General features: G+C 53.4%; 15 protein-coding genes. 2 read left to right on the top strand and 13 right to left on the bottom strand.

Annotation, left to right across the window (positions count from 1 at the left end; all coding sequences use genetic code 11):
• Window position 1: 1 nt before the first annotated feature.
• Entirely contained in the window at window positions 2-250 is a 249-nt protein-coding gene (locus ESZ91_RS10035) for a TM1266 family iron-only hydrogenase system putative regulator (RefSeq protein WP_129226862.1), read from the bottom strand.
• A 227-nt stretch (window positions 251-477) separates the two neighbouring features.
• Between ESZ91_RS10035 and ESZ91_RS11830 the strand changes: the two genes are divergently transcribed.
• Window positions 478-612, top strand: coding sequence for a hypothetical protein (locus ESZ91_RS11830; RefSeq protein ID WP_268878054.1), 135 nt, complete (start codon window positions 478-480; stop codon window positions 610-612).
• A gap of 27 nt (window positions 613-639) precedes the next feature.
• On the opposite strand, the gene ESZ91_RS10030 is transcribed toward ESZ91_RS11830, so the two are convergent.
• From ESZ91_RS10030 to ESZ91_RS09985, 10 genes are all read right to left on the bottom strand, one after another.
• Complete coding sequence (locus tag ESZ91_RS10030) at window positions 640-1485, bottom strand: protein-ADP-ribose hydrolase (RefSeq protein WP_201270901.1); 846 nt, start codon at window positions 1483-1485, stop codon at window positions 640-642.
• A 16-nt stretch (window positions 1486-1501) separates the two neighbouring features.
• Window positions 1502-3727 (bottom strand): hydratase, encoded by a 2226-nt coding sequence (locus ESZ91_RS10025; RefSeq protein WP_129226859.1) that lies wholly within the window; start codon window positions 3725-3727, stop codon window positions 1502-1504.
• A 116-nt stretch (window positions 3728-3843) separates the two neighbouring features.
• Window positions 3844-4254, bottom strand: coding sequence for an ATP synthase F1 subunit epsilon (atpC, locus tag ESZ91_RS10020; protein ID WP_129226857.1), 411 nt, complete (start codon window positions 4252-4254; stop codon window positions 3844-3846).
• Between the two features lie 8 nt (window positions 4255-4262).
• Window positions 4263-5648, bottom strand: coding sequence for a F0F1 ATP synthase subunit beta (gene atpD / locus ESZ91_RS10015; RefSeq protein WP_129226856.1), 1386 nt, complete (start codon window positions 5646-5648; stop codon window positions 4263-4265).
• A 31-nt stretch (window positions 5649-5679) separates the two neighbouring features.
• Window positions 5680-6543 (bottom strand): ATP synthase F1 subunit gamma, encoded by an 864-nt coding sequence (gene atpG, locus ESZ91_RS10010; RefSeq protein WP_129226854.1) that lies wholly within the window; start codon window positions 6541-6543, stop codon window positions 5680-5682.
• Window positions 6536-8077 carry a F0F1 ATP synthase subunit alpha gene (gene atpA / locus ESZ91_RS10005; protein WP_129226852.1) on the bottom strand — a complete coding sequence of 514 codons (1542 nt, stop codon included), beginning with the start codon at window positions 8075-8077 and terminating at the stop codon, window positions 6536-6538. The genes atpG and atpA overlap by 8 nt, the downstream gene beginning before the upstream one ends.
• An 18-nt stretch (window positions 8078-8095) precedes the next feature.
• Complete coding sequence (locus tag ESZ91_RS10000) at window positions 8096-8314, bottom strand: F0F1 ATP synthase subunit delta (protein ID WP_129226850.1); 219 nt, start codon at window positions 8312-8314, stop codon at window positions 8096-8098.
• A gap of 1 nt (window position 8315) precedes the next feature.
• Entirely contained in the window at window positions 8316-8849 is a 534-nt protein-coding gene (locus tag ESZ91_RS09995) for a F0F1 ATP synthase subunit B family protein (RefSeq protein ID WP_129226848.1), read from the bottom strand.
• Window positions 8850-8876: 27 nt separating this feature from the next.
• Window positions 8877-9128, bottom strand: coding sequence for an ATP synthase F0 subunit C (gene atpE, locus ESZ91_RS09990; RefSeq protein ID WP_129227110.1), 252 nt, complete (start codon window positions 9126-9128; stop codon window positions 8877-8879).
• Window positions 9129-9255: 127 nt separating this feature from the next.
• Window positions 9256-10023 (bottom strand): FoF1 ATP synthase subunit A, encoded by a 768-nt coding sequence (locus ESZ91_RS09985; RefSeq protein ID WP_129226846.1) that lies wholly within the window; start codon window positions 10021-10023, stop codon window positions 9256-9258.
• Between the two features lie 182 nt (window positions 10024-10205).
• Between ESZ91_RS09985 and ESZ91_RS09980 the strand changes: the two genes are divergently transcribed.
• Window positions 10206-10682, top strand: a complete 477-nt coding sequence (locus tag ESZ91_RS09980) for a PH domain-containing protein (RefSeq protein ID WP_129226844.1) — start codon at window positions 10206-10208, stop codon at window positions 10680-10682.
• Window positions 10683-10766: 84 nt separating this feature from the next.
• Here ESZ91_RS09980 and ESZ91_RS09975 read toward each other — a convergent pair whose 3' ends face one another.
• Both ESZ91_RS09975 and ESZ91_RS09970 read right to left on the bottom strand, forming a co-directional pair.
• The gene (locus ESZ91_RS09975) at window positions 10767-11297 is read right to left on the bottom strand and encodes a ferritin-like domain-containing protein (protein WP_129226842.1); all 531 of its coding nucleotides are present in this window, start codon (window positions 11295-11297) and stop codon (window positions 10767-10769) included.
• A 135-nt stretch (window positions 11298-11432) separates the two neighbouring features.
• Window positions 11433-12248, bottom strand: a complete 816-nt coding sequence (locus tag ESZ91_RS09970; protein WP_129226840.1) for a TMEM164 family acyltransferase — start codon at window positions 12246-12248, stop codon at window positions 11433-11435.
• Window positions 12249-12252: the final 4 nt, after the last annotated feature.

Below are 12252 nucleotides of genomic sequence, written 5' to 3'. Positions count from 1 at the left end.
ATCAATATTTCGAAAACAAAGTTTTTGCGGACACGCCGTCGAGCATGCCGAGTTTGCCCGTGAGCGCATTGACGATCTCCGTCGGCGCGTCGAGCACGACGGACAGGACGGAAATGCCCTTGGGTTTATAAGGTATCCCCATTCTGCCGATGATGTATTCCCCGAATTCGTGCAGAACGGCGTTGAGTTTTTCGGTGCTCTCTTTCTTTTCCACGACGATACTGACCGCCGCAACGCGGTTTTCGGACATAAAAAAACTCCCTTTTCCCGCGCGCGGAAAAAAGAGAGTGCCCCGACTCGTTTCAAACAAATCCGATTCTCCCCTTTCCCGTCGGGCGTACCCTTCGGCGCAGGTTGCAAATATTTTTAAAAGGCATTTGCCCTTCGGCATCTGTCTTGTTTTTATTATAAACCTTTCCGCGCGAAAAAGCAAGAGATACGCGCATACTTTTCGGTATCTATGCAAATACTGCGGGCATGAAACGGTTTTTGTTATGCGCGCTCTGCGCGGCGGCCCTCTGCGGCACGGCGAATCTCATGCACATCGACAAGGCGCAGTTTTCGCCTGCGAAGCCCGAAAGACCCGCTCTGTATCAAATTCAGGCGGAATAAAAGACACGGCTGACGCCGTGTCTTTTCCTATACGTTGTCTAAAATTTCGCGATAGATGGCAAGGTCTTTGTCCAGAAACACGTCGAAGATAACGCGGATCGGGTAATCGTTTTCCATGAGCCACTGTTTGACCGCACCCACGGCGACGGCCGCCGCCTCGTCGTTCGGAAACCCGAAAATTCCCGTGGAGATACAGCAGAAAGCGATGCTTTCAAGACGCATTTCCTTTGCGAGGTTCAGACTGGAAATATAGCATCCCCGCAACACGCGCCTGTCCTCGTCGGTCACTTTGCGCCCGACCATCGGCCCTACGGTATGGATGATATATTTGGAAGGCAGATTATACGCGCGCGTGATCTTGGCGCAGCCGGAAGGCTCCTTTTCGCCCTGCGCGCCCATGATCTTGGAACAGTCCAGACGCACTTGCACGCCCGCCCGCGAGTGGATGACGTTGTCGATACACTTGTGGTGGGGAATGAAACAGCCGAGCAACCGATTGTTGGCGGCGTTCACCACCGCGTCCGCGTTCAGACGGGTGATATCGCCCTGCCACAGCGCGATCCGGTCGCGGCAGGGAATGTCCGCAACGTCGACGATGCCGTTTTCCAGCGTTTCCGACCAGAACAGTTTATCCTGGATTTCCAGAAAACGCGCGCTCACGGGATTGGGCAGACGCTGGTTGAGATAGCCCCAGATGAGATCCCGTTTGACCTTGTACGGATAACTGAACGCCGCGATCTCGTTGCGCTCTTCGAGCAACACGGAGAGCATTTCATCGCATATCCCGTCCTTTTCCCGCTCGCTCAAAATGAGCGGCTCGCGCGGACGGATCGTCAGATCTATGATGTTTTTATACTGCTCCAATCGGTACATATTATAAGCCTCCGCCCTATTTCGCGGCGTTGAAATTGATCAGACAGCCCTTCAAAATGATATTCTTTTCGTCATCCGTGAGGCCGCCCACGCGCAGCGTGATATCCTTCACGCTCTTTCCGCTCAGATGTTTTGCGGGAATTTCCTCCGCGCCGTTTCGGATGAGTTCGTCTATGTTCTCAATGTAAATATAATCGCCCACTTTGAAATTGAGTTTATCGGCGACGAAGGGCAGCATGCCCCAGTTAATGAGGTTGCTGCGATAACGCTTGGTCGCGTACTCTTTGGCGATATTGGCGATGCCGCCGAGCACCCTCTGACAACTCGCCGCCTGTTCGCGCGCCGAACCGTCGCCGGGTTTGACCGCCACGACGCAACTGCCGTAAATCGTGCCCTCTTTGATCTGCAAAGGACCGACCTCTTTCAGCACCTCTTCGGGAAGCGAGCCTTCCGCGCGGCGCGCCTCTTCCGCCGCTTTGACCTCTTTCGCGCGGCCGACATAGGCGGGATCTTTTCTTGAAAGCGCGAATTCCGCGAGTTTCAGGGGATTGGAACGGTATGAGGAAGTTTCGCCCGAAGGGATGAGTTCGTCGGTGGTGGTAACGGGATCTTCCAAAACGCTCACCGCTTTTATGAGAACGTTCTTGCCGAGCGGGATCATTTCGGGCCAGTCCGCTATGTTCGGGCCGTATTTAAGCGGCGTTTCGGTGTGCGCGTCGCCCGCGCCGCGGTAAACGCGGTTTCGATAAATTTCCGCATCGAAAGAATATTTTTTGATTTTTTTAGTGTAGTCGACGTCGAGCGCGGAAGTGAGGAAACCGCCGTTCGCCGCCGTAGCCGCGATGGAACGCGCGTCCATGAGCGCGACCGCCGCCAACTGTCCGCTCGCGGGTTTGCTGCCCTCGCGGCTCTCGAAGTTGCGGGTGGTGTGACGGATGGACAGCCCGTTGTTCGCGGGCACGTCTCCAGCGCCGAAACAGGGACCGCAGAACGCAGTTTTGACCACGGCGCCGCTCTCCATAAGCCCGCCGATATAGCCGTTATCCACCAGACTCTTGAACACGGGCTGGCTGGAAGGATACACGGACAGCGAAAACTCGCCCGTGCCCGTGGACTTGCCTTTGAGTATTTCGTACGCTTCCGCGATATTTTCGTACATACCGCCCGCGCAGCCCGCGATGATGCCCTGATTGACGTAAATCTTGCCGTCGACGATCTTATCGGTGAGCGTAAAACTTTCGTCGCCCTTCAATTTGCGCCCCGCCTGTTCGACTTCGGACAAGATCTCGTAAGGGTGCGCCAGAAGTTCGCGGATCGTGTACGCGTTGCTGGGGTGGAACGGCAGCGCGATCATCGGCTCTACGGTCGAAAGATTGATCGTAATGCCGTAATCATAATAGGCGGGATTTTCCGCCTTAAGTTCCTTGTAATCTTCCTCGCGCCCGTGGACTTTGTAATATTCGCGCGTCTTTTCGTCCGTTTCCCAGACGGAAGAGAGGCAGGCGGTCTCGGTGGTCATCACGTCGATACCGTTGCGGTAATCCATGGATAGGTTTTTGATGCCGGGGCCGACGAATTCGAGGATTTTATTTTTGACGAAACCGTTCTTGAACACGGCGCCGCACAGCGCGATCGCCACGTCCTGCGGGCCGACGCCCTTTCTGAGATTGCCGCGCAGGTACACCGCCACCGTTTCGGGGCGCTTGATATCATAGGTCTTGCCCAAGATCTGTTTGACGAGTTCGGGACCGCCCTCGCCCACCGCCATGGTGCCGAGCGCGCCGTAACGCGTATGCGAATCGGAGCCGAGGATCATGCGGCCGACTTTGGCCTCCGTTTCGCGCATATATTGGTGAATGACCGCAAGGTGCGGGGGCACGAAGTTCGCGCCGTACTTTTTCGCCGCGGAAAGGCCGAAGACGTGGTCGTCCTCGTTGATGGTACCCCCCACCGCGCAGAGGGAGTTATGGCAGTTGGTCAGAGTGTACGAGAGCGGAAATTTTTCCAGACCGCTCGCCTTCGCCGTCTGAATGATCCCGACGTAGGTGATATCGTGCGAGGCGATAGCGTCGAACTTGATCTTCAGATTTTCTTCGTCGCCCTCGTTGTGCGCGCGGAGGATCTTGTAAGTCATCGTCCCCTTTTGCGCCTTCGCTTTCTGCTCCGCCGTCAGAAACGCCTGATTTTCCTTGACGAGCGCGCCGTCCATGTAATAGCACCCGCCCCTGATGAGTTTGATCATACCGTATAACTCCTGTTCTTTGTAAAAGTAATTGCTTTCATTATAGTACGATACGCGTTTTTTGTCAAATAGAAGAAGAAAGGACGGCGCAAAAATACGCCGTCCTCCAAAATTTTCTAATCTTTCATATGATCGTTTTTTACGCGCAGGCGCGAAAACGCGCGCTGCAGCGCGATGCGGTTGAGCCGATATTCCGAAGCGCTCCTGTTGCGCCGTATCATCTCCTCGGCGCGCTCCGCAGCCTCCCGCGCGCGCTGCTCGTTGATCTCTTCGGGCCATTCCACCGCCTGCGAAAAGACGACGGTTTCGTCGGGGCGCACCTCGATAAAACCCTCGCTGATAAACGCCTCGCGCGTCTTTCCGTCCGCGGTGATCTTCAAGATCCCCGGCTCGGTGGCGAGAACGGTGGGCTGGTGCATCGCCATGATCGTGCACAGCCCCCCCACGGCGCTGACCGTGATCGATTCGACCCGTCCGCTGTAAAACGTGCGCTCGGGCGTAATGATTTCCAGAAAAAACTTATTCATAATTTTCTTTAAGGCTGCAATTCGCGCGCCTTCTTTCTGACTTCGTCGATATCGCCCACGTTGAAAAAGGCGTTTTCGGGCAAGTCGTCCACTTCGCCCGCCAGAATGGTTTCAAAACTCTTGATCGTGGCTTCCAGCGGCACGTAGCGGCCTTCCAGTCCCGTATAAATTTTGGAAACGAAGAAGGGCTGAGACATGAATTTCTGAATTTTCCTTGCGCGGAAAACGGAATTTTTATCCTCTTCGGACAATTCGTCCATGCCGAGAATGGCGATGATATCCTGCAATTCCTTATATCTTTGCAGCGTCGCGATGACTTTGTTCGCGACCTCGTAATGGCGCGAACCGACGATCTGCGGATCGAGAATGCGCGAATTGGATTCCAGAGGATCCACCGCGGGATAAATCCCCTGTTCCACGACCTTTCGGGAAAGCACCGTCGTCGCGTCGAGATGCGCGAATATGGCGGCGGGCGCGGGATCGGTGATATCGTCCGCGGGCACGTACACCGCCTGAATGGAGGTGATCGAGCCACGCTTGGTGGAGGCGATGCGCTCCTCTAAAAGCCCCATTTCCGTCGCCAGCGTGGGCTGATAGCCGACCGCGGAAGGCATTCTGCCCAAGAGCGCCGAAACTTCGCTGCCCGCCTGAATGTAGCGGTAAATGTTGTCGATGAAAAGCAAAACGTCCTGACGGTTGACGTCGCGGAAATATTCCGCCAGCGTCAGCCCCGTGAACGCGGTGCGCATACGGCTTCCGGGCGGTTCGTTCATCTGCCCGTAGACCAAGGCGGTATTTTTAATGACGCCCGACTCTTCCATATCCGAGATCATGTCGTTGCCTTCGCGGGAGCGTTCGCCCACGCCCGTGAAGATGGAATAGCCGCCGTGTTCTTTGCTGATGTTGTGGATCAGTTCCATGATGAGCACGGTCTTGCCCACGCCCGCGCCGCCGAACAGCCCGATCTTGCCGCCCTTGGAATAGGGAGCGATCAGGTCGATGACTTTGATGCCCGTTTCGAACACTTCGGTGGAAGGGTTCTGATCGTAAAAAGCGGGCGGTTTGCGGTGAATGTTCCAATGCGTCTTGGCGTCTATCTCGCCCTTGTTGTCGATGGGCTCGCCGAGCACGTTCATCACGCGGCCCAAAACGCCTTCGCCCACGGGCACGTCGATCTGCGTGCCGCAGTCGATCACGCGCATACCGCGGGAAAGCCCTTCTGTCGCGCTCATGGCGATGCAGCGCACCACGCCTTTCTTGACGTGCGCGAGCACTTCCAGAACGGTGCCGCCCTCTTCTATTTGCAATTTTTCATATACGGGGGGCATGGCGCCGTCGAACCGAACGTCGACGACAGGCCCGATAATCTGATTGATCTTGCCCGAATTTACCATAAAATCTCCTGTGTTTGCCTAATTTGCCGCATTATCTCTTCGAGGCAAACCTTCCCGACGCCAGATCCAAAAGTTCAGTCGTGATGGCGCTCTGTCGGGAACGGTTGTATTCGAGATTGAGCGTGTCGAGCATCTTTTCCGCGTTTTTGTTGGCGTTGGACATCGCGAGCATACGCGCGGCGTGTTCGCTTGCCGACGCGTGAATGAGCGTGGAATAGATGACGCCGACCAGATACTGCGGCACGAGTACGTCCAGCACTTCCTTGGGGGAAGGGTCGTATTCGAGTTGACCGCCGTACGACGGGGCGTTTTCCACCTCGATATCCTGTTCCATAATGGGAAGAAGGCGGATGAGTTGGGGCGTCTGCACGACTGTGGACTGCATTTTGGTGAACGCGACGATGACCTCGTCCATCAGATTCTTGTCGTACAGATCGAGAATGTCGCGCATAACGCCGCGCGCGTCGTGCATGGTGGGATTGGTCACGGCGTGCGTGAATTCCAGATCGACGCTCTGTTTCTTGCTCTCGAAAAAAGCGCGCGCCATCTGCCCGATGGTGATGACGTAATGCACGGGACGCTTTTGCATATGCTCCCACGCGAGATTGAGCACGTTCGCATTGTACGAGCCTGCCAATCCCTTGTCGCCCGCGATGACGATATACGCCGTGCGCGAATCGGGACGGTGGTCGATATATTTATTGTGAATATCCGCGCTGTGGCGCAGGATATCTTTGATCGCATAGCGCACCGTATCGAAATAAGGGGCGTTGGCGGCGTGCTTTGCCATCGTCTTGTGCATCTTCGCCACGGAGATCAACTCCATCGCCTTCGTGATCTGATGCGTATCGTTGATCCCCTTGATGCGATGCTTGATCTCTGCGGTATCAGCCATTTTCCGCCTCCGTGCTCTCCTTGCGAACCGCGATGCCGACGTAACTCAAACATTCGCGCGCAACTTCCAAAATGCGCTCTTTGAGTTCGTCGCCCGGTTTTTGGTCGGGGTCGATATCCGAGAGGATCTCCGGCCTGTTGACGCGGATGAAGTCGAGAAGATTTTCGTTGTATGCCGTCACCTTCTTTTCGGGAACGGCGTCGATAACGTCGCTCTGCGAAACCAGAAGGAGTACGAACATTTCGCGCACGCTGTAATTGAGATACTGCCTCTGTTTGAGAGTATCCGTCAGTTTGGCGCCGCGGCTTAAAATTTTCTGCGTTTCGGTGTCCAGATCGGAGCCGAACTGCGAGAAAATGGCGAGTTCCCTGTATTGCGCGAGATTGATGCGGAGTTGCCCCGAAACAGAGCGTATTGCAGGGCGCTGCGCGCTGCCGCCCACGCGCGAAACGGAAAGGCCCACGTTGACCGCGGGGCGCACGCCGCTGTTGAACAGTTCGCTTTCCAGATAGATCTGTCCGTCTGTAATGGAAATGACGTTCGTCGGAATATACGCGGAGATATCTCCCGCCAGCGTTTCCACGATGGGAAGCGCGGTGATCGAGCCGCCTCCCTTTTCTTCGCTCAGTTTCGCCGAGCGTTCCAACAGGCGCGAATGCAGATAAAATACGTCGCCGGGGTACGCCTCGCGTCCCGCGGGGCGCTGCAACAACAGGCTCATTTCGCGGTATGCGACGGCGTGTTTCGTAAGATCGTCGTACACGATCAGAACGTCCTTCCCCTGATACATGAAGTATTCGGCAAGGGCGCAGCCGCTGTACGGCGCGATGTATTGCAGGGGCGCGGCGTCGTCCGCCGTGGAGCCGACCACGCAGGTGTATTCCATGGCGCCCGCGTTCTGCAGGGTGTTGAGCGTCTTTGCAAGCGAGGACGCTTTCTGCCCTATGGAAACATAGATACAGATCACGTTTTCGCCCTTCTGATTCAGGATGGCGTCCACGGCGATGGCGGTCTTGCCCGTCTGCCTGTCGCCGATGATCAGTTCCCTCTGCCCTCTTCCGATGGGGATCATGCTGTCGATGGCGAGGATGCCCGTCTGCAATGGTTTGTTCACTTTGCCGCGGTCCATGATGGAGGGCGCGGGATATTCCACGGGGCGGGACTTGCCCGTGTGCAGTTCTCCCAGCCCGTCGAGCGCCTCTCCGAGGGGATTGACGACTCTGCCGATGAGTTCTTCGCCCACCTGCATATCCACGGTCCTGCCCGTAGAATAGGCATAGTCGCCGAACCGCACCTTATCTTCGCCCGAAAAAAGCACCGCGCCCACCAGATCTTGTTCCAGGTTGAGCGCAAGCGCGTGATAGCCGCCCTTGATGTCGAGAAGTTCGTTGTACTTTACGTCCGAGATGCCCGAGATCCTGATGATCCCGTCTCCCGAATAGACGATGCGCCCCGTCGAGCGTTCGTCGTGCGACTCCTGTACTTTGGCGATTTTTTCTTTGATGCCTTTGGCTATTTCGTTTACGTCGATCATAATATCCTTGTACGGACGTTACAACGCTTGCTTGATATTTTCCAGCCTGCCCCTTACGGAACCGTCGTATATAACGTCCCCTATCTGAATGATAATTCCGCCGATTATGTTTTCATCGATGATGTAATCGACGCTGTAACAGTTGTGCCGCTTGACGAAATCGGCAATCTTTTTCATCGTTTCGTCGTCGGGCTTGATCGTTACGGTCACTTTTGCGACCTGTTCGCTCTTGGACATGTTATTTTTTGCTCCACTCTTCGAGGCACTCTTCGATCATGCGCTTGTTATCCTCTTTGGTGATGTCGCGCGCAAGTACTTTTTCCGCGACCACAAAGGATACGTCGGTAATTTCCTTTTCGATATCCTGCTGCAATTTTTTGCGCTCTTCGTCCAGTTCCTTTTCCGTGCGCTCCACGAGCCCTTTCGCCTTGATTTTAGCCTCGCCGATAATGTCGTCCGCCTTTTGATTGGCTACGCGCACGGCCTTTTCGTGTATATCCGCGGCTTCCTTTTTCGCCTCGGTCAATACCTCCTCGGTATTGTCTTTCAGTTTTTTCACTTCCGCGTTGAGTTCGCTGTTTTCCTGTTCGATCTTTTTTACTTTTTCCTGCCGCTCGCGCACCATCCTTTTGACGGGCTTGAACAAAAGAAAATACAATCCGACGGTAAGCACTACCAGATTCAATAAATGAAGCAGAATGCTCGTTACGGAAATACCGAACGTATCTAATATACTCGCCAAAACGAGATTGAGAGGGATCATTTGCGACATTTCACACCTTTTACGTAATTATTTTGTCTATGCCACGCCTACGAAAATCAACAGTATACTGATCAATAATCCGTAGATCGCGGTGGTTTCCGCAAACGCGAGCCCCAGAAGGAGCATCGTTCTGATCTTGCCGACCGCTTCGGGCTGACGCGCCGTCGCTTCTACGGCTTTGCCCGTGGCGATGCCCATACCGATACCTGCGCCTACGCCCGTAAATGCCGCAATGCCCGCGCCGATCGCCGCGCCCAACGCCGCGCCGTCGCTCGCCAAAAAGTTCATAAGCATCGTTACCAATAATTCCATTTTTGCATACCTCCGAAGTTTACTCTGAAAACCGCGTTTTCAAAGTCAGGGCTCAGCCCTTCATTTATGCCACTCGCTCTTAAACGCGAGAATATTGTCTTTGTTACGCCGCGATCTCTTCGCCGCGCTTTTTCTTCTTTTTCTTTTGCTTTTTCGGTCCCTCTTCGATCGCTTCCTGCACGAACATCAACGTGAGCGAGGCGAACACGTACGCCTGTATAAACGCGTGGAACAGCGTGAACAGCGGCGAAACGAGGGCGGGAATAATGAGCGGAAGCCCCACGAACCAGATCGCCTCGACGACTATATATACGAGTTCCATGATCACCATACCGCTTAAAATACTGCCGAATAACCGGACGGTCATGGAAACGGGCACGGCGATATCCGTGATGATGTTGATGGGATTGAGATAATGCAGCAAACGCCTGTGTTTCTTCTTCACGAAACCGAGCGTATGGATAAACAAAAAAGTACAGAGGGCGAGCGACAGGCAGGCGCCTACGTCCGCCATGGCGGGGCGAAGTCCGAATAGTTCGACGAGAACCCCGCAGCAGATATACGCCGCCGCACCGAACGTGTACGGTCCCATGAACGACGCGTAATTTTCCGTAGAATCTTCCGCCTGTTTATCGAACGTGCAGACGAGCCATTCCAAAAACATCTGCCCGCCCGTGGGCGTCGTTTTCCATTTGCGGATGATCGTCAGGCGCATGATAAGCGCCGCCAGTAAAATGACCGCAACGACGATAAAGCCCGAGATCACGCTGTCGTTGACGGCAAACAAGCCTTCGCCGAAAATGAACTTCGGGAATATTTTTTCACCTAACGCGGTAAAATCTATAAGTAGTTGTGAATTGAATTGTTGCACGATTGATAACGCTCCTTTCTTTCGCCTAACCTATTTTACACCTTTTAAAATAATAAAACAAGCAAATTGCCCTTTCCTATATATAAGAATAAATTATATCACGAAGGGAAAAACTTGACCTCGGTGCTTTGGTACTGTTGATTTTTGCCGTCGTTTGTGTTACAATGTGACCGAGGTAAATTATGAAAGACTTTAAATTCAAATTTTCCAGAACGGCGGTCATCCTTTCTGTTCTCGCGATCGCGCTCGCATTGGGCGGCGCGGGCTGGACGATTTATCGCATTATACGTTTCGGTTTTCCGAGTTTTACCCTCGGTCTGCAGCACGTGGTCATGCTCATCGTATGCGCGCTTCTCTTAGTGGTATTCGTCAGTCTGCTCATCCGCTCTTTCTACCGCATCACCGACAAAGAGATCGTGCTCCGTTTCGGGGTGATCAAGAGCACCTTCAAAATCGAAGAGATCACGTCGGTGCATTTATTTACCAAAACGAACAAATTGGTCGTTTATTTCAAAAACGAAACGTTTACGGTCATCGTCGTCAAACCCGAGTGGAACAACGAATTTATCAAGGCGCTGACCTCTAAAAACGAAAATATCCGCTACGACGTTTCCTACACCGAAAAAGACGAGGACAACGACGGGCCCGACGGACAATAATTTATAACAGTATCCGCAAAACAGATAAAAATAAAACCTCCGCGCCATTCGCCGCGGAGGTTTTTATCTGTTTATTGTTACGATTTACTTGAAATATCTTTTCAAAAGACCGTTGAAGCCGGCGCCGTGACGGGCTTCGTCCTTTGCCATTTCGTGCACGGTGTCGTGGATCGCGTCGTAGCCCAACTCTTTGGCGCGCTTGGCGATCATCAGTTTGCCTTCGCAGGCGCCCGTTTCCGCCGCGACGCGAAGTTCCAGATTCTTTTTGGTCGAATCCGTGATGCACTCGCCCAAAAGTTCTGCGAATTTGGATGCGTGCTCCGCCTCTTCGAAAGCGTATCTCTTATAGGCTTCCGCTATTTCGGGATAGCCCTCTCTCTCGGCAACTCTCGCCATGGCAAGGTACATGCCCACTTCGGTGCATTCGCCCTCGAAATTAGCTCTCAATCCCTTGACGACTTCTTCGTCCAGCCCCTTGGCAACGCCCACTTCGTGCACGCACGCAAATTTGATCTCGGCGCTTTCGTCGATGGGAACGAATTTCGTCGCCTTGCATACAGGGCAGACCATCACGTCGTCTTCTACGACTTCACCGCAAATAGCACATCTTTTCATAATGATAACCTCTCTTATTCTTATTTCATTTCGGAAACGGTTTTCCGTCTCCCCTTTTTACGTACTTATTTTATCATCAAACCCGCAAACATACTGTTGCAAATACAACATTTTACCTGCTTTATCTGGAAAATTTTACATTTTTTTGTCAGCCGCGCGTTCCAGCGTCGAAGCGGCCGCCTCTTGTTTGCGCGCGTTCCGCGCCTTGTTGGCAAAATGCCACGCGACCATAAAAACAGCATAAGCAAGCACGAAACCCAACCCCACGAACCACCAGGTGAGAATAGTATCGGGCACGATCGCGACGATGATATTCATGGCGTCGTACATGGGATCGAGCGGTAAAAACATACTCAGTTCAAATACGCCCACGGTCATAAACGTACTGAGCCCCAATGGAATCGCGTACCATTTCTTTATGTCGGGTTTCATATAGCCTGTATAAACCATAAGAACGAATATAAATACACACATCGTATGATGCAAAAGCCCCGAGATCGTGCTTGGATAAAAAAACAGACGGTGCTGCCCCACGTAATAGGGATAAATGAGATTTACGATCCCGCCGAACATAGTCAGATACGCTATAAAATGCAGGACGATATTGTCTTTTTTTCCGAATATAAGCGCAAAAGCGAGCACGAACGAACCCAGCCCGCAAAAGGAGTTGGGAAAGATGTAGTACCAGCCGTGCAACCGAAATATTTCACTGACACGGTTGATTGTAACGAAAAACAATAGAATCACGCCGCACACTCTGAAAATCAATGATAACGCCCTATCGTTTTTAGCGTATTTTTTACGTACGAGCAGAAAGATCGCGGCGCCGACGGCGATGACGACGACAAGATACAGTAAATGCTGCCAACCGAAAACGCGCGGCGGCGGCATATTGTGCGGACCTGCGGGCGGCGGTGTCCCCTCGCTCGGTCCAAGCACGTATTCAGACATGATA

The sequence above is a fragment of the Candidatus Borkfalkia ceftriaxoniphila genome (genome assembly GCF_004134775.1).
Classification (GTDB): domain Bacteria; phylum Bacillota; class Clostridia; order Christensenellales; family Borkfalkiaceae; genus Borkfalkia; species Borkfalkia ceftriaxoniphila.
The sequence above is the reverse complement of the archived record's forward strand: the minus strand, read 5'-3'. Positions and strand labels throughout refer to the sequence as shown.